15 protein-coding genes are annotated in these 16,128 nt (G+C 36.9%); 4 read left to right on the forward strand and 11 right to left on the reverse strand.

What is annotated here, in order from left to right:
* Positions 1-118 precede the first annotated feature (118 nt).
* Both ACWNMZ_RS16850 and ACWNMZ_RS16855 read right to left on the reverse strand, forming a co-directional pair.
* Positions 119-1,681 (reverse strand): ABC transporter substrate-binding protein, encoded by a 1,563-nt coding sequence (locus ACWNMZ_RS16850; protein WP_235251951.1) that lies wholly within the window; start codon positions 1,679-1,681, stop codon positions 119-121.
* Positions 1,682-1,708: 27 nt separating this feature from the next.
* Positions 1,709-3,046, reverse strand: a complete 1,338-nt coding sequence (locus ACWNMZ_RS16855; RefSeq protein WP_235251952.1) for a CapA family protein — start codon at positions 3,044-3,046, stop codon at positions 1,709-1,711.
* A 235-nt stretch (positions 3,047-3,281) separates the two neighbouring features.
* On the opposite strand from ACWNMZ_RS16855, the gene ACWNMZ_RS16860 reads away from it, so the two are divergent.
* Positions 3,282-4,577, forward strand: coding sequence for a helix-turn-helix domain-containing protein (locus ACWNMZ_RS16860; protein WP_349204896.1), 1,296 nt, complete (start codon positions 3,282-3,284; stop codon positions 4,575-4,577).
* A 57-nt stretch (positions 4,578-4,634) separates the two neighbouring features.
* Here ACWNMZ_RS16860 and ACWNMZ_RS16865 read toward each other — a convergent pair whose 3' ends face one another.
* From ACWNMZ_RS16865 to ACWNMZ_RS16900, 8 genes are all read right to left on the reverse strand, one after another.
* Positions 4,635-5,627, reverse strand: a complete 993-nt coding sequence (locus ACWNMZ_RS16865; RefSeq protein ID WP_235251954.1) for a zinc-dependent alcohol dehydrogenase family protein — start codon at positions 5,625-5,627, stop codon at positions 4,635-4,637.
* Positions 5,628-5,642: 15 nt separating this feature from the next.
* Positions 5,643-5,966 (reverse strand): PTS sugar transporter subunit IIB, encoded by a 324-nt coding sequence (locus ACWNMZ_RS16870; protein WP_268817889.1) that lies wholly within the window; start codon positions 5,964-5,966, stop codon positions 5,643-5,645.
* 142 nt (positions 5,967-6,108) lie between these two features.
* Entirely contained in the window at positions 6,109-8,031 is a 1,923-nt protein-coding gene (locus ACWNMZ_RS16875; RefSeq protein WP_235251971.1) for a BglG family transcription antiterminator, read from the reverse strand.
* A gap of 168 nt (positions 8,032-8,199) precedes the next feature.
* Positions 8,200-9,591 carry a glycoside hydrolase family 1 protein gene (locus ACWNMZ_RS16880; protein ID WP_235251955.1) on the reverse strand — a complete coding sequence of 464 codons (1,392 nt, stop codon included), beginning with the start codon at positions 9,589-9,591 and terminating at the stop codon, positions 8,200-8,202.
* A 22-nt stretch (positions 9,592-9,613) separates the two neighbouring features.
* Positions 9,614-9,943, reverse strand: coding sequence for a PTS lactose/cellobiose transporter subunit IIA (locus tag ACWNMZ_RS16885; protein WP_235251956.1), 330 nt, complete (start codon positions 9,941-9,943; stop codon positions 9,614-9,616).
* 110 nt (positions 9,944-10,053) lie between these two features.
* Positions 10,054-11,382, reverse strand: coding sequence for a PTS cellobiose transporter subunit IIC (gene celB / locus ACWNMZ_RS16890; RefSeq protein WP_235251957.1), 1,329 nt, complete (start codon positions 11,380-11,382; stop codon positions 10,054-10,056).
* Positions 11,383-11,424: 42 nt separating this feature from the next.
* A complete protein-coding gene (locus ACWNMZ_RS16895; RefSeq protein WP_235251958.1) occupies positions 11,425-11,733 on the reverse strand; it encodes a PTS sugar transporter subunit IIB in 309 nt (102 codons plus the stop codon).
* 266 nt (positions 11,734-11,999) lie between these two features.
* Positions 12,000-12,281, reverse strand: coding sequence for a hypothetical protein (locus ACWNMZ_RS16900; RefSeq protein WP_235251959.1), 282 nt, complete (start codon positions 12,279-12,281; stop codon positions 12,000-12,002).
* Positions 12,282-12,590: 309 nt separating this feature from the next.
* Here ACWNMZ_RS16900 and ACWNMZ_RS16905 point away from each other — a divergent pair, with 309 nt between their 5' ends.
* Positions 12,591-13,481, forward strand: a complete 891-nt coding sequence (locus ACWNMZ_RS16905) for an EamA family transporter (RefSeq protein ID WP_235251960.1) — start codon at positions 12,591-12,593, stop codon at positions 13,479-13,481.
* Between the two features lie 31 nt (positions 13,482-13,512).
* Here ACWNMZ_RS16905 and ACWNMZ_RS16910 read toward each other — a convergent pair whose 3' ends face one another.
* Positions 13,513-15,564 carry a hypothetical protein gene (locus tag ACWNMZ_RS16910; protein WP_449598692.1) on the reverse strand — a complete coding sequence of 684 codons (2,052 nt, stop codon included), beginning with the start codon at positions 15,562-15,564 and terminating at the stop codon, positions 13,513-13,515.
* 174 nt (positions 15,565-15,738) lie between these two features.
* Here ACWNMZ_RS16910 and ACWNMZ_RS16915 point away from each other — a divergent pair, with 174 nt between their 5' ends.
* Together ACWNMZ_RS16915 and ACWNMZ_RS16920 are read left to right on the forward strand one after the other, a co-directional pair.
* A complete protein-coding gene (locus ACWNMZ_RS16915) occupies positions 15,739-15,927 on the forward strand; it encodes a hypothetical protein (RefSeq protein WP_449598709.1) in 189 nt (62 codons plus the stop codon).
* Positions 15,927-16,124 (forward strand): YwbE family protein, encoded by a 198-nt coding sequence (locus ACWNMZ_RS16920; RefSeq protein ID WP_031538847.1) that lies wholly within the window; start codon positions 15,927-15,929, stop codon positions 16,122-16,124. The genes ACWNMZ_RS16915 and ACWNMZ_RS16920 overlap by 1 nt, the downstream gene beginning before the upstream one ends.
* Positions 16,125-16,128: the final 4 nt, after the last annotated feature.

The following is a 16,128-nucleotide window of genomic DNA, read 5'->3' on the forward strand; positions in this document are numbered from 1 at the left end:
TCTTCCCCACTGAAAAATTTCCTTTCAATAGGTTATTAGCTAGAGAGACCCGCTTAAGTAGAGACAGTATGGTAGAAAAATCCCGTCCTATTTAAGCGAGTTATTAAGAAGATCTAGTTTACTGCGTTTTTTTTACGTTCCATAGAATAGGTCCTTGGAATACAGTGAAATCCTCCAATTTATCTGTAGCTGTGATAATACTTGCATAATGTCCAAATAGGGTATAAGGAACATAGTCATTCCACATATAGGATTGCATCTCTGCCCAAAGTTCTTTTGCTTCCTCTTTCGTTGATGCTGTGCGAATCTTTTGCAAAGAATTCGTCATTGTTTCATCATTTGTCCAACCTACATAATCTGGATTAACCACTAATAATTGCGAAGGAGTGGTAACATAGCCAGTACCTACAATTAATAAATCCCAATTTTCTGGATTTGCACGTTTTTCGGTTAATGTTGGCCAATCATACAGTTCAAGTGACACCTTTACTCCCATTTGTTCTAACTGTTCTTTTAATACAACAGAGGAATTGTATTGATGGTCATAATCCCTTGTTGAATAAAGAATAATTTCTTCGCCATTATAGCCAGCATCCTTTAGCATTTGCTTCGCTTTTTCTACATCACCTAAGTTAAAGACTTCTTTCCCCGCATCCGTAGCCCAGTCTTTTTGCTCTGGACTCATATAACCAGGATCCAAATTGTATAAATCTTCACTGCCAAAGCTTGCAAGCATAATAGCATTCGCATTAATGCCTGTATTAATCGCTTTTCTTATCTCAGGATTAGTCATTATTCCTTGTTTTTTGTTATAAGCTACATTTAATGTTCCAGAATCAAATGATGCGAAGGTTTTAAGATTTGGTGTATTTTTTAATTGCTCATAGTTATCAAATGGCATGCTATTGGCAATGTCGTATTCACCTGTTTGAATACCAGCTAGTCTTGTAGAGGAATCTGGAACAATATGATACGTAACATCATCTATATAGACTGTCTTTTTGCCAGATAGACCACTAGTTTCTTCTTCTGATGCTACATAATCAGCAAACTTTTCTAACTTGATGTATTGATCTTGCTTCCATTCCACAAACTTAAGAGGACCTGTACCAATATATTCAGTAACACCATCTTTACCAGCCTCTGCTATTACTTCAGATGGCATGATAGCCGGGAACTGCCCTTTTCCTGCCATAATATCTAAAACATCTGTTACTGCTTCAGCTAGTTTTAATGTGACTGTATACTCATCCACTGCTTCAAATTTTCCTCCACTGAGTAATAATTTTGCTCGAGAGGATTGCTCTAGCCATCTATTCATAGAAGCAACAACATCTTCTGAAGTCATTTCTTTTTCGTTATGAAACTTCATTCCTTTCCTTAGCTTAAATGTATAAGTTAAACCATCTTCACTAGTTTCAATCGATTCTGCCAGCATCGGTACTGCTTGTTGGTCCTCGTTTTGAGTAACCAATGTCTCATATATATTTCTCATTATTTCAATGGCATCAGACGAGGTAGTCAAATGAGCATCAAGTGTTGGCGGCTGCACACTGATAGCAATATTTAAACTCCCTCCATAAGAATCTTCACTTGAAGTTCCTTCAGAGCCTGTGGACTTACTACACCCAACGCTAATCAGTAAAAATAAAACGGAAATAATCATTGCTAACTTTTTCAAAGCCTATTCCCCTCACTTAATTTAGAATTATAAAAAGATTCTGTCTTTTTTAACTGCAGTTGTCTGTTCTTTTAAACGAATTACTCCAACATTTCCTTCGATATCGATGTTTGTGCCGTATGGCTCAGAAAGCTTAGCAAGTCTTTTTAATATATCCTGATTGCCGGATAGAACCGGCCAGCCTCTTTCATACCTCTCTTTACCATAGCCTAATTCTACTGGATAAAGCTTTAGTTCAGCTAATTCGCCTTTTTCCATTGTCCAAACTGGGATGACTGATTCCCAAATTTTATGATTAGTCCCGAATCCTATTGTGTTATTTTTGCTTCTTTTATCTAAGGCATCTGCGACATTATCAGAATGGCTTAATTGATACTTTTCATAAAAGTCTGTTGGTAAATAAGGAACCGTATCATTTTGGAAAATAAAGTTACCCAAGCTATAAAAGATTGGTCGATTTTTATAAATTTCTATTCCTCTTAATACATGAGGTCCATGACCAATGATAGCATGTGCTCCTTCATCAATGCACTTTCGGGCAAATTCTTCCAAAAACTCTGCAGGTAGTTCCTTCTCCCCGTTTCTCATTTCATGTGCATGAATACTAACAATAACATGGCTAGCTTGCCTTTTTGCTTGCTTAATACTTTGTATCATTCGGCTCATATCTCGTTCATCTGGAGCAGTCGATTGACCTTCTTCATTATTTTCTTGGAATAAATATTCCCCAAATGAATAGATTCCATCATTTCTTCTTACAAGAAAACCTTCTTTGATTGATAATTCTTGGGTTGCATTAATATACGTAGTTGAGGCAATTTGCTTTAAAGTGTCCATATTCTCAGGTGTTATCTGGTGGATGGTTTTATAACGTAGTGGATTTATGCCAGGTCTTCCTATCATATCAGGGCGCTGTTCACCTGCCAACCAAGACTCATGAAAGGTTGATGTGGCCGATATCAAGGCAACTCTGCCCATCTCTGTCTCCAAATATCTCGGTTCACTAGCGTAAGCCATATTCTGTCCTGCACCTGCATGGACAAATCCAGACTGATTTAAATATTTTTCTGTTGCTTTTAGGCCATCAATAGAATAATCCAATGTATGATTGTTCGCCCAAGCTAGCGTATTAAATCCATAATTCTTTAAATCTAGCAGCAATTCTGGAGAGCCCATGGCCCAAGTCCCGCCACTTACCGCTCCGGGGATACCTTCATTATGATGTAGCGTTACTTCTAAATTCGTAAACCGAAAATCAGCTTGATTAATAATGTCAGCAATTTCCTTATAAGATTCATTTTTTGCTGGAAGTTTGCGAGTGATAAAGGAATCACCAGTTGCAGCAAATGTAATCGTATCTTGCATTTTTTCTCCCCCTTTGTCTCCTCTTCTTATATTCGGAATATTTCCTTAATTGTTCCTTAAATTAAAGTATAGATAGACAAATTATTAAAGTCAATAATCCATATAAAAAACACTGTTAGATTATCTGACATATAAATTTCTATCCATTCACTATTACAGAATTATTACGGAAATTAGTTTGCTAATCTTTTATTTTTTATAGTATACTCTAGAAAAAATACAGTTGGAGGCACTTATGAAGGCAAAAGCTGGTCTACTAGGGCCAAAAGACTCGGTGCAAAAAATAATGGAAATCGCCTCAGACTTCCATTCTAAACTGGAAGTCATTCCATATATTTACAGCGAACCAATTGAATCAGAAGCAATCGTAGAACAAAATCATCATTTTGTTGATTTTTGGATATGTACAGGATATACCCCTTACTATCTAACGAAGAAATTTCATAATCAGCAATTATTCTATTACCCACGATTTAATCAAGGATCAATCGCAATCATACTGTTAAATATTCTTTATAAAGATAAGAAAAATATTGAGAGAATTAGTATTGATAGTTTTTTTAAACAGCAATTTATCGAGCTTTACCAAGAAAATCATATTTCTTTAGACAAATTACATTTCCTACATAATGTTGGACTTCCATCCAATGAAATTGTGGAATATCATGCTAATCTCTTTCGTACTGGCAAAGTAGATATTTGCATCACTTCCCTGCGATCCGTATATGAAAAACTTGAATCCATGAATATTCCTGTCTACCGTGTTACCGCCACAAAGGAGAATATTCAACAATCTATTAGTGATGGATATGAGAAATGGGAAAAGTTCCATTTCCGTAATTCCCAAATTGCGGTCATGATGATAAAAATCGGAGAAATGATGGACACAGCAGCAAAGGATTCAATATCCTATGATTTACATCGCTTAAATTTAAAGATTCAAAACTCGGTATTAGATTTTGCCGAATCTGTTTCAGGCTCTTTTATCACGACCGGTATCGGAAGCTTTATTATTTTCTCTACAAGAGGCTCTATCGAAAATAATAGCCAAGAGGGAAATTCTCTTCTTTTCCAGATAGAGCTTCTTACAGATTCTAAAGCAAATGTTGGAATTGGCTACGGGGATACTGCTATGATCGCAGAAAAAAATGCAATCCTAGCACTAGAACATGCAGAAGCATATGGTACATATACAGGATTCCTTGTAGATGATAAAGGAAATATAACTGGTCCCCTTCATCAAAATAAGACGATTGGATTTAATTACAGAGTGACAGATGAAGAACTAAGCAATAAACTCAAAAAAGCAGGAGTAACCATCAGCACCTACAATAAGATGACCTCTATCCAAAAAAACTTAGGGAAGCACGCATTAACCGCTACGGATATATCTGAATGGCTTAAAATGACTCCAAGAAATGCAAGAAGAATCCTGACCAACTTAGAAGAACAGGGACTGGCTAAAATAATCGGTGAAGAAGTTCCTTTGACGAGAGGAAGACCAAGGAAAATTTATCGGATAGGAACATAAATTAAAGGGACGGTTCTTTTGGAGTCGAATGACCACACAAGAACCGTCCCTTTGTCCTTAATACTTAACAACCCCTTTAACTACATTAAACATTGGATAGTTTTCCATAATAAAGGGCATTTCTTCTATTGTAAAACGATGAGAAATAAGGGATTGTACATCGACCACTTTTTTCTCGATTAGATTAATCGCTTCTTCATGGGTATATGGATTGATGAATGAGCCTTTGATAATAAGTTCCTTCGCAAATATATCAAAAGGAGAAATCGATATTTTTGTACTTGGAGAAGATACACCAAATAATAGTACTTGTCCGCCTTTATTTACCGTGTTGAAAGCTATTTCCATCGTGTCCTGTCTACCTACACATTCAATGACAATATCCGCAACTATTTCATCCACATTATCTGGATGAACAACTCTATCAGCACCAAGTCGATATAAATTTTCCCATTTGCTTTCAGCTGGTTCACTAACAATAATGCTATTCACACGCTGATTTTCCACTAATTGCAAAAACAGCTGGCCGATAAAGCCTCCCCCGATAATGAAAACAGTACTCAAAGGAGAAAAATCGATTTTCTTAAATCCATGTAACACACAGCCTAAAGGCTCGACCAGTGCTGCTTCTTCATACGTCATTTCCTTTGGAATCTTGTAGCAATTTGCTTCTGGAACCACGCAATATTCGCCCATTCCTCCATTTCTAGTCACACCGACCGCTTGCAAATTTTCGCATAAATGAGCCTGATTTCTTCGGCAATACGGACAAATCCCACAATAAATATTGGGATCAATCGAAACACGGTCTCCTTTTTTTAAAGTCGAAACCTGTGAACCTACTTCTTCTATTTCCCCTGCTAATTCATGACCAAGGATAATGGGAGGATGGACTGCTGCTGAACCTGGATTCCCATGATAAATATGCTGATCCGTTCCACAAATCCCACAGCTTTTTACCTTAACTAGTACTTCCTTGGAAGATAAAGACTCTACCTTCCACTCTTCTAGTTCTATCTGTTTTGTCCCCTTTAAAACGGCTGCCTTCATTTTGCATGCTCCTCCCTAGTTCTCATTTTTTTCTACAAGCGTTAATGCTTGCTCCAAAACTTGTTCCCCATCCATCTTTCCATAGTATTGGACATTAATATCTTCCATTGGAATGTTTTTACCTTCGATTAGTTCCTTAAATAGCTGTTTTCGATATTTGACTTGTGGAGCTAATAGTATGACATCGACCTTTTTATTTTTTAATGTTAAGTCCACTTCAGGAGCAGATACGGCAAATATATCCGCTTCTATTCCCTTGGATTGTGCTGCTCTTTTCATTTTTGTCATTAATAAACTGGTACTCATGCCTGCAGCACACACTAGCATAATCGTTTTCATCTCTATTTCCTCCTGGCTGATTTCTTTTAAAGAAACCACTTAAATACATTATAAAATGTCCATTCCTGCTTTTTAATCCAATGCTTTTCCGTTAGGAAGCGGAAACGTTTACAATATAAAACGAAAATCAAGGCAATTTCCATTAACTTTCTTGGAATAACTTAATTACTTCGTCAACTGATTGACTTTTAACTATTTTTTGAACGATTGACTTATTTTCGACTACTTCAATCAGTTTTTCATACATGCTATCAAGATCTCCTTTTGGAGCGGATTCGATATTTAAGAGACAGATAAATTGAACCATTTGATTTTCATTCCATGGAATAGGCTGCTTTAACGTACAAATAGTCCAAAAGGTTTTTTCCGTTACTGGCGTCACCGGATGAGGAATAGCAACTAAGTTTCCAAAACTAGTCGGTGCCATTTCTTCTCTTTCCAAAACAAGCTGTTCGTACCCCTCTGTTACGTATCCCTGTTTCGTTAGCTCGTCACATAAGAAGCTAATCACACTTTCCTTGTCCTTCATATCCTGTTGAAGGAATATTCTTTTTGAATCTAAGTAAATCGAGCATCCTTTTTTATGAGCGGGAGATAAATAACCTTTGATATGCTGAATATCTGCCTCTTCTAAAAAAGTATTAACAACTTGTACAGGGACTCCTAATTCTTCTTTAATAGGAATGGTGCTAATTATGAGATCAATGGATGATAAATTGTACTCAGCAAGCTTATAATAGTTGATTGAAGCAACAATCTCTAATTCGTTGGGAAACAAATGCTTTAAACGATAGTAAAGTAATTTCGCACTACCTACGCCAGAAGCACATACAACGATTACTCTTTTTATTTGTTTAGAATTGCTCTTCAGTCTTTCTAGTGCCACACCAATATGTAAAGCAATATACGCTATTTCATCTTCTCCAGGTTCAATCGATAAATATTCTTCCATACACTTACAAGCAACGACAGCCCCTTCAAAAGCACTAGGATATCTCACCTTTATTTCATTTAATAGGGGATTTCGAATGTTCATTTTATATCTTAGGCGATTCATCGCAGGGCGTATATGTAAGGTTAATGCCTGAATAAATTCATTATCCTTCTCAAAATCCCAATTCCATTCATTCTTTAGCCTTTGTAGCATACATTGGACAATATGCCCCACTTCATCAAACTCACTGAACTCTGTTAAACTTTCTTTATGGAGCAGCTTTGTTCCTAATAGATGAACAATGATATAATCAATCTCGGACCGTTCAAAATGAAGCGCTGTATACTTTTCTATCTCTTTAATAATCTCTATTGCTACAATTTTTTCAAATGGATGATCATCAAGTAAATCTTCGCTTACATGCTCAATAATGAAGCCTTCTTCAATTCGTTTGCATGCAATAACAATATGAATGGCTAAATTTTCAAGGGCTATATCGGAAATCTCTATTTTATATTCATTCACTTTTTGGATGATCGTTTCTTTAATTTTTTTATAGAGTACATGATCGATTAGCGGCAAGCGTTCAAAATCGACAAGGACTTCCTTGCGATTAAAGATATAATTGGATAAGCACCGTCTTTTCATATATTCATCGCCTTCCACCTGTGTACCGTAATGGGGACGATTCACTAGCTTTAAATTATATTTCTGCAAAATTCCCTTTACCACTTTCAAATCATTTTGCATCGTTGATTTTGATACATACAGCTCTTCTTCAAAACCTTCTAATTTAATCGATTCCTTTTCCAATAATAGTCTCTTTAATATAAAGACTACTCGATCCTTTTGTTCGGAAAAATTCTGTCCTGCTTCTTTGTTCATTTCCCTTATCAATTGGCTAAACTCCTTTGAAAAGAGTTCTTGATCGAAAATGTGAATTTGATATCCTTTTCCACGAAAAGACTCAATGGAAATCCCTAGCCTATGGCACTCTGGCTGAATGAACTTTATATCACTTCGAACGGTACGATCACTTACATTTAGCTCTTTGGCAATCCATTCTGCTGTTATCGGTACATCCGTTTCTTTTAATAATGAAAGTATTTCGATTTGACGATTTGATAACATAGACACTTCTCATTTCCTACTCCCTCATCTTTTTGGTTTATACCTTCATAATACCTATTTATTCTGTCCATTTCTATCTTTCCATATGATAGTCTCCCTGGAATTTAACGGAAATCTACCTATACCTAAAAAAAGCAATGGAGTTCTAACTCGCATTGCTTTTTTAGGCTATCGACTAACTGATTCAGTCACTTCGTCTAATTGTTTTCCATTAGAAGCAATGACGTTTTTAAACCAATTAAAGCTTTTCTTTTTATATCTTTTTAGATCTCGTAAATCTTGTTCTTCTCGATTTACAAAAATAAAGCCATATCGTTTCTTCATCTCGCCCTGAGAACTTAGAAGATCGGTAGCTCCCCATGTTAAGTAGCCAAAAACCTCTACGCCTTCTTCCATTGCGAGCTTCATTTGTTCAATATGTTCTTTTAAATAGGCAATTCGATAATCGTCTTCTACCGTCTTATTCACATCCAGTTCTTCTTGGACACCAATGCCATTTTCAGTGATAAAGATAGGTAAACGATAGCGTGCATACATATCCTTTAAAGCAACTCGAAGTCCAATTGGATCAATGGACCATCCCCACTCATTTGCTTCTAAGTGTGGATTAGGCGTGATGCCAGAAATTAATTGGTCTGATTCTTCTACGTGTTTGACCGTCTGGCTTTGATAATAGCTGATGCTCAAATAATCCACTGTATTTTCTTTTAATAATTCAGCATCTCCCTCTTCAAAAACAGGCATAATCCCTTTCCTTTGAAGGTCACTCGTCACATATGTCGGATATTCTCCATTTGCGAACACATCACAATAGAAATCGATTAAAAGTTCTTTCGCCTTTACGTTTGCTAGTACATCAGCAGGCTTGCAGGAAATCGGATAGGTCGTCATATACGTAATCATGCCTGCCATTTTCCCATCTGGAATGATTTCATGAAGAGCCTTTACTGCTTTCGCATGCGCAATGAATGAATGATGGACAGCTTGATAGCTTAAAGCCTCTCTATTTTCATCGGTTACCTTTACCCCTAAGAGCTGAGGCTGCGTCAAAAATAGATTTTGCTCATTGAATGTTAACCAATACTTTACTTTATTACGGTATCTTTCAAAGACAGTTCTCACATACTTTTCAAAAAGATCAACCACTTTTCGAGAAGCAAAACCGTTATATTTTTCCGCTAATGCCAGTGGAATATCAAAATGGTATAACGTAATAACAGGCTGTATTCCGTTTGCTAAAAACTCATCAAATAAGTCGTCGTAAAATTGTAATCCTTCTTCATTCGGCTCCCCTTCTCCATCTGGAAAGATTCTTGCCCAAGAGATACTTGTACGATATGCATTAAAGCCCAATTCCTTAAATAAGGCAATATCTTCTTTATAACGATGATAAAAATCGACTGCTACTTTCCAATCCGAAAAACCTTCTGGAATTGGCCTTGCATCCACGATAGAAGGGCCTTTTCCGCCTTGATCCCAAGCTCCTTCTGTTTGAAAGGAAGTAACGGCTCCTCCCCATAAAAATCCATCAGGAATGATATTATCTACTTTTTTCGTCATCGTATTTCCTCCTTATGATTGGTTACTTACTATTTACCTGCTCCAATAATTCCACTCTTTGATAAAGGCTGATAAACTCTTCTGCTAGTTCCTTTACTGTGATAGCATTCATTAAATGATCCTGTGCATGAACCATCAAAAGGGATATTTCCGTTTTTTCTCCCCTTACTTCCCCCTGAATTAACTCGGTTTGAATATGGTGGGCTTGGACTAATTCATCCTTCGCCTTTTGTACACTATCCTTGGCTTTTTCAAAGTTATTTTGTTTGGCATACGCAAGAGCTTCCATTGCATAGCTTCTTCCATTCCCACTATGGAGAATCAACGTAAAAATCTGTTGTTCAGAATTCATTTTTATCCCCCGTCATCTTTATCCATATTTTATACATAGCTTACTTATGAACATTTCGTCATCTGATAAAAGAAGGGCTGATCATTTAGCTACAGCCCATTCTATGAAACTTACTTCGCGATTTTTTCCTCTGAGAATTCAGCTTCTTCCTTCAGTTTCTGCTTATCCCATATTCTAAAGAATGGATAGTAAAGAGCTGAAGCTAACAGAACATTGAATAGTTGGAGAGCTGCTCCAGAGATTTTTCCACCAGTTGCTAGAAATCCGCCAATCGGAGCCGGCGTTGTCCATGGAACCATGATTCCTGCTGTTTTTGCTACTAAGCCAAAATCCATCGCTAAGTAGGAAACAGTTACGATAATGACCGGAATAAAGATAAATGGCAGCATCATAATCGGGTTCATGATCATCGGCAATCCAAAAATAATCGGCTCATTAATATTAAAGATTCCAGGTGCAAGGGTTAGTTTTCCTAGCTGTTTGTTTTGTTTACTTTTTGAAGCAAAGAATAGTAATAGCGCTAAACCTAATGTAGTTCCAGAGCCACCGATAGAGTAAAAAATATCCATAAATTGAATGTTTACGATATTAGGAATCTCTTGACCTGCTGTATATGCTACTCTGTTTTGATCCACAAGAGCCAGCCATACTGGAGACATAATTCCCCATACAAGACCTTGTCCATGAATACCTGTTACCCATAATAATTGAGCGATTAGCACAGCACAGATTGCCCCAGCTAAAGATCCACCTAAAAGGGATAATGGTTTTCCTAGCAATTCACCAATAATGTTATGCATATTCTCAAATGGTGTTACTTGAAGAATTAAGCGAATTACCCACATAACTAAGATAGAAATAAATCCTGGCGCTAAGGATGCAAATGATTTTGCAACAGCTGGCGGAACACCATCTGGCATTTTAATAACAAAGTTTTTCTTCACTACAAAACGATAAATTTCAGTCGTTAATAATGCGACAATAATGGCAACGAACATTCCTTTACTGCCTGTAAGAGCTAAAGGTATCCCTGCTACATCATAGGATTTATCCATGCCTTCAGGCGTAAATACGATATTATATGGTGTTACTAGCATAAAACTCGCAAAGGCAACTGCAGCAACAGACAGTGGATCCATCTTATATCGCTCAGCAAGTCTATAAGAAACACCGATTGCTACAAAAATAGCAAGAAGATCAAAGGTAACACCAACAGGATAAAGCAGATTATTTTGCCAGTTTCCCCCAAAGATATTACTCATCAATGTCTCATATCCAGGTATTGGCAAGAAGGCAAGAATTAAAAATAGCGATCCAATGATTACAAGTGGCGTTGTCAATACAATTCCATCTCGGACAGATTGAAGATGTCTTTGCTCTCCAATTTTAGCCATCGTTGGCATAAATTTCTCATCTAGGAATTTTGTTATTCCGTTCATATTGGTTCCTCCTATACTATTATGGGAAATCAATGATATGTTTTATTTTCCCTCTACAAGTGCAATGGCAGTCTTTAAAACTTCTGCCCCGTTACACATTCCATAATGCATCGGATTAATAGAATCCACCGGAATATTCTTTTCAGCAGCAAGCTTTTTCATTTGTGGCAGCATATAACGAACTTGTGGTCCAAGCAACAAGACATCTGCATCATCAATATGTTGTTTGACAGCATCTGCGCCTTCTGCCCAAATTCTATAATTTAAGCCCTGCTCCTTTGCAGCTTGCTCCATTTTTGTTACCAATAAACTTGTAGACATCCCAGCAGCACAGCATAATAATATATTCATAAAAAATTCCTCCTTAAGATTTTCTAAATATTTTCTTATCAAGATTCGTAAAGAATATTATTAGCAATTTCTCTTGATGCTTTTATTCTATTGTAAAAGCGTTTTCATTTGTAGGTATTCTATTTCCGTTGCCCAACGGAAATCGTTAGAGGGAAACAGAGGGACGGTTCTCCTAGTTCCCTTGAATGATGTTCATTCACCAAAGGAATGCAAGAGAACCGTCCCCCTTTTTCAAGAAAAGCTCTAAACGTTTAGTGTCTACTTTATTAACTAATTACTTCTAGAAGATGGTTAATGTCTTCTGTTGAATCAGCATAAAGATGGACATGGTTGTTGGATCTTACCGTGAAATAAACATTGTACATTTTACCAGAGTAGCCATACTTCAGTAAATTTGTGTGTTGTTTTGGACTTAGCTGTACTTGAATAGTAATGGTATTTGGTTGATAGAATCTTGTTTGACCAAAATATGCCTCCTGAATTGGATTTACTTGAACGTTCTTCACAAAACCATCAATATCTGAAATCGTTTGATTATGGGGATCCATTTTCTTTTCTCTCCTTCTTTCTTTTATAGCTTTATCTTACTCTAGTTGTTTGTAAAACGCTTAACATTGCTAACTATTTCACATATTTTTCATAATCACACCAAAAAGAGATAATAAAATCAACATTTTAGGGATTTCTTAACCCCTTTGACAACTAATATGGTTGTTTTTATAATAGAGAAGAATGGAATAATAAAACCTTATTTTTAGGACGTGGATTTTTCTAGAGGGAACTCTATTTTCGCCACACAATTGTCAGAAGACATTTGTGTGGCTTTTTTATGTGTTCAAAGGGAGGAGAAAACAATTTTGAAAAAATGGCAATATGCTTTAATCGTTTTTTTAGGTGGCTGCTGTTATGGAATATTATCGACATTTGTTAAATTCGCATACGCAGCTGGATTTACAGTGGCTGAAGTCACAGGAGCACAATATTTATTTGGAACCTTCATTACTTGGATACTTGTTTTGTTTACAAAAAAGGATAAAATCACCCGTATTCAAGCTATCAAACTACTATTATCCGGCATTCCGTTTGGTTTGACGGGAATCTTTTATTATCAAGCATTGCAAACAATAAATGCATCATTTGCAATTATTCTCCTGTTTCAGTTTGTATGGGTTGGCACGCTTTTTGAACAAATTATTTATAAGAAAAAGCCTACAAAAGAGAAGGTAATAGCAATAATCATTCTCCTGTTTGGCTCTGTCCTTGCAGGAGGTATTTCTTTAGAAGGAGGAAGGAATATTTCCTGGCAAGGTGCTGGATGGGGATTACTCTCTGCATTCACATTTGCTACATTCATTTTTCTTAGTGGATCAGTCGGGAAAAACACCTCTCCCTTACTAAAGAGTGGTCTTCTTTCCGCTGGTGGTGTAATCGTTGTTTTTCTAGTGTTTCCACCTGTTTACTTAGTTGATCTGCCTACTTTAATAGGGGTAGCACCATATGGATTACTGCTCGGACTTTTTGGAGCAGTTCTCCCGCCTCTTCTTTATTCCATTGGAATGCCAAAAATCGGACCAGGACTTGGCACCATCTTAACAGCATCAGAGCTTCCAGTAGCTGTCTCCATGTCTGCGCTAGTTTTGGGAGAACCTGTCAACATATCACAATGGATTGGTGTGGCACTAATATTAGGGGGAATTGCATTTAGTAATGTTCAGCTTTCAAAGGCTAAAATGTTGGTAGAATATTAACATACTATATGGAGAGACGGTTCTTGTGAGATTACAAGAACCGTCCCTTTGTTTTCTGTAAAAAACGATGGGTAAAGCCTTCTTTATGAAAAGCCAACCACCCTAAATTATTTTTCGTATCAATCATCGAACCATTCGGCAAAACATGATGGGAGATTATTTCTTTCCATAGATATGCAGAAGTTGCTTCCTTTTCATGAATGACATAATCATGTCCGCAATAGCGCGACAGCTTCTTCTCCTCCTTTGCTCGACTATGTCTAAGCAGGAGCAGACTTTTTAAAGCAATTCCTGATACCCCATCAAAAGACTGATTTTTTATTGGGCTACTTGTAAATTGATAAATAGTACGCGTTTCTTCATGTTGAAAATACACCTCCGCTTGAATGGAAGAGGCCATATGAGCATCTCCGGATAAGATAATACAGTGACTTGGATTCCATTCTGCTATTTGTTGATGGAAAAAGGAAAATCCTCTTCCGTTGAATTTCCACCATTCCAAATCTAAACTCCTTTGCAGTGATGGTAGAATATTAGTAAGTGGCATTACATAATTTTTCAAAAAAGATTCAATTAAATGAACGCCGTATAATGGAGTAGCAGAGATTATTACTAATGGAGTTTGCGTTTGCCAGCCATTTGCAAATAATAAATCCGATAAATGCTTCCATTCTTTCTTCCGTATTAAATTAGGACCATTCGTCCGTTGCTTAAGCATATTTCCAACAATATAAGTTCGTTCTGCTGGATAGGCACGTTGGGTTCTTGTATCTAATACGAGGATTCGGGGATTGGTTGGTGCAACATAGCTCCAAGAATGAAAGGATAATAGTGTGTGGAGCCACTCTTCATATGCTGTTGTGTTTGCCTTTAATCTTTTTGAATAATTGCCTATTTTGGTGAAGAAAGTTAGAGGAAAAGCAGCAGGATCATTGCCCCATCCTTGAAAAGCCCAATAGGCGGTTAAAGCATTGGCGATGACATGATTTCCGAGCGGCGAAACGGCCACTTTTTCCCGCCATTCTTTTGTAATATTCCAATCATCTGTTACATCATGGTCATCAAATATCATATAGGTTGGAATATTGGCTAATAAACGGCGTACCTTTGGAAGACTTTGCTGGAATGTTTCTGTTTCTTTTTGTTGCTCCGTGTATTCTTTTTTTAACGTGGTTATTTTTCTTTCATACTCCTCTTCCTCTATATCCATATAAATTTGATTATCTACTAAATAATCATCAAAATCTTTTAAATATCCCTCTTTCCTTGCCATTTCCCAAATTTCCGGATTCCAGCTCAAGCTATACATGGCTGCATACTCCCCAAGTGTCAAAAGGTGATTGTCGCCTTTTCTCGAAGTAAACTGACAGTATTTTTTGATGATTTCTTGTCTCCCATTTATTTGGTTGATAGCTGCTGGAAGGGCTTTATTTTTAAGGTCTTTACATAATTCTTTTAATGGTTCTTCCTTCCCCATCAAGTGATTACCCAATAGGGACAAAAAGGGAGCGATTGGTGCAGGGACATCATCTGCATAAATCTGATCACCGGTTAGAAAAAGTGCACTTGGTCTTTTCTCCAAATGAAAATAATACTCCTGCAGTTTTTCATCCCCTAAACATAATGCATCCGCTCCTATTCCATGCAGCTTGCGGCAGGAGCCATATAAGATATTTTTTTCATCAGTCGCTGGAATAAAAAAGGTGGGATAGTGTAGGGTTCCATAGCAAATAGATGCTGGATTATTGGGGGATAATAATTCGAAATCACTTAAATCATACGTATCGATACCTTTTTTAAATTCCATATTGTATCCTATCAAGGTTTGAGTGGGAAACCTTTCTGATTGTGGCTGGATTTTAATCAAATAGATATATAAATGTTTCCCTAACCGAACAATTTGTGTATCAGCTTTACTTGCAATTGGCTGATAATCATATTCTTCTGTCTCTTGATTGCGTTGAATGGCATAAAGATTTGCGTTTAATCGATATTTCTCACTTAATGCAATCCACAGATAGGCGCAAGTTTCCTCCACTCTGCGCACCATTGGGCCAGACAAAATTAACGGCAGATTCATCATTACCACCATCCATTTCAGTTCTCTTACATCCTATTCAGAAAAAGGAGGGGATATGAGGGGACAAGGGGTCAGGTTCCTTGTCCCACTCACCTGATTGAAGTATATCCCGTCCTTTGTTATGATGGGGAGAGGAACCTTATTTCAATAATAATGGAGGAAACTTCCGTGAACGATATGCAGACAAATGAGCAAGAGGGAAAAAAGAAAATTAACTTACAAGAAGCAATGAAGCAACAGTTAGCAAATAAAATGCAGCAAGGACAAGGCGAAAAAGCAAGCTTGAGCGGCAATCAGAAAACGAAGAAAATGAAAAGCCAGCTAACGAAAAAACCAAATAATCAAAGAAAACGCATGGGTGTGTAATGAACGGGCAAAATAGAAAAGACATCACTCCAGGCGTTCACGTTGAAATTGTCCTAAAACAAGACCAAAGAACCGGGAAGCGAACAGCAGGCATTGTAAAAGATATATTAACAAAGTCAGCCTCCCATCCACATGGAATTAAAGTTCGTTTAGAAGATGGACAAGTAGGACGAGTGCAGTTGATTAAAAAGGGATAAAAAA

The organism is Niallia sp. Marseille-Q9988 (assembly GCF_976954375.1).

Bases quoted from the DNA above. Each gene is read 5' to 3' on its own strand.
- ACWNMZ_RS16855 (WP_235251952.1), bottom strand. From the start codon at position 3,046: ATGCAAGATACGATTACATTTGCTGCAACTGGTGATTCCTTTATCACT.
- ACWNMZ_RS16860 (WP_349204896.1), top strand. From the start codon at position 3,282: ATGAAGGCAAAAGCTGGTCTACTAGGGCCAAAAGACTCGGTGCAAAAA.
- ACWNMZ_RS16865 (WP_235251954.1), bottom strand. From the start codon at position 5,627: ATGAAGGCAGCCGTTTTAAAGGGGACAAAACAGATAGAACTAGAAGAG.
- ACWNMZ_RS16870 (WP_268817889.1), bottom strand. From the start codon at position 5,966: ATGAAAACGATTATGCTAGTGTGTGCTGCAGGCATGAGTACCAGTTTA.
- ACWNMZ_RS16875 (WP_235251971.1), bottom strand. From the start codon at position 8,031: ATGTTATCAAATCGTCAAATCGAAATACTTTCATTATTAAAAGAAACG.
- ACWNMZ_RS16880 (WP_235251955.1), bottom strand. From the start codon at position 9,591: ATGACGAAAAAAGTAGATAATATCATTCCTGATGGATTTTTATGGGGA.
- ACWNMZ_RS16885 (WP_235251956.1), bottom strand. From the start codon at position 9,943: ATGAATTCTGAACAACAGATTTTTACGTTGATTCTCCATAGTGGGAAT.
- celB (WP_235251957.1), bottom strand. From the start codon at position 11,382: ATGAACGGAATAACAAAATTCCTAGATGAGAAATTTATGCCAACGATG.
- ACWNMZ_RS16895 (WP_235251958.1), bottom strand. From the start codon at position 11,733: ATGAATATATTATTATGCTGTGCTGCTGGGATGTCTACAAGTTTATTG.
- ACWNMZ_RS16900 (WP_235251959.1), bottom strand. From the start codon at position 12,281: ATGGATCCCCATAATCAAACGATTTCAGATATTGATGGTTTTGTGAAG.
- ACWNMZ_RS16910 (WP_449598692.1), bottom strand. From the start codon at position 15,564: ATGATGAATCTGCCGTTAATTTTGTCTGGCCCAATGGTGCGCAGAGTG.
- ACWNMZ_RS16915 (WP_449598709.1), top strand. From the start codon at position 15,739: ATGCAGACAAATGAGCAAGAGGGAAAAAAGAAAATTAACTTACAAGAA.
- ACWNMZ_RS16920 (WP_031538847.1), top strand. From the start codon at position 15,927: ATGAACGGGCAAAATAGAAAAGACATCACTCCAGGCGTTCACGTTGAA.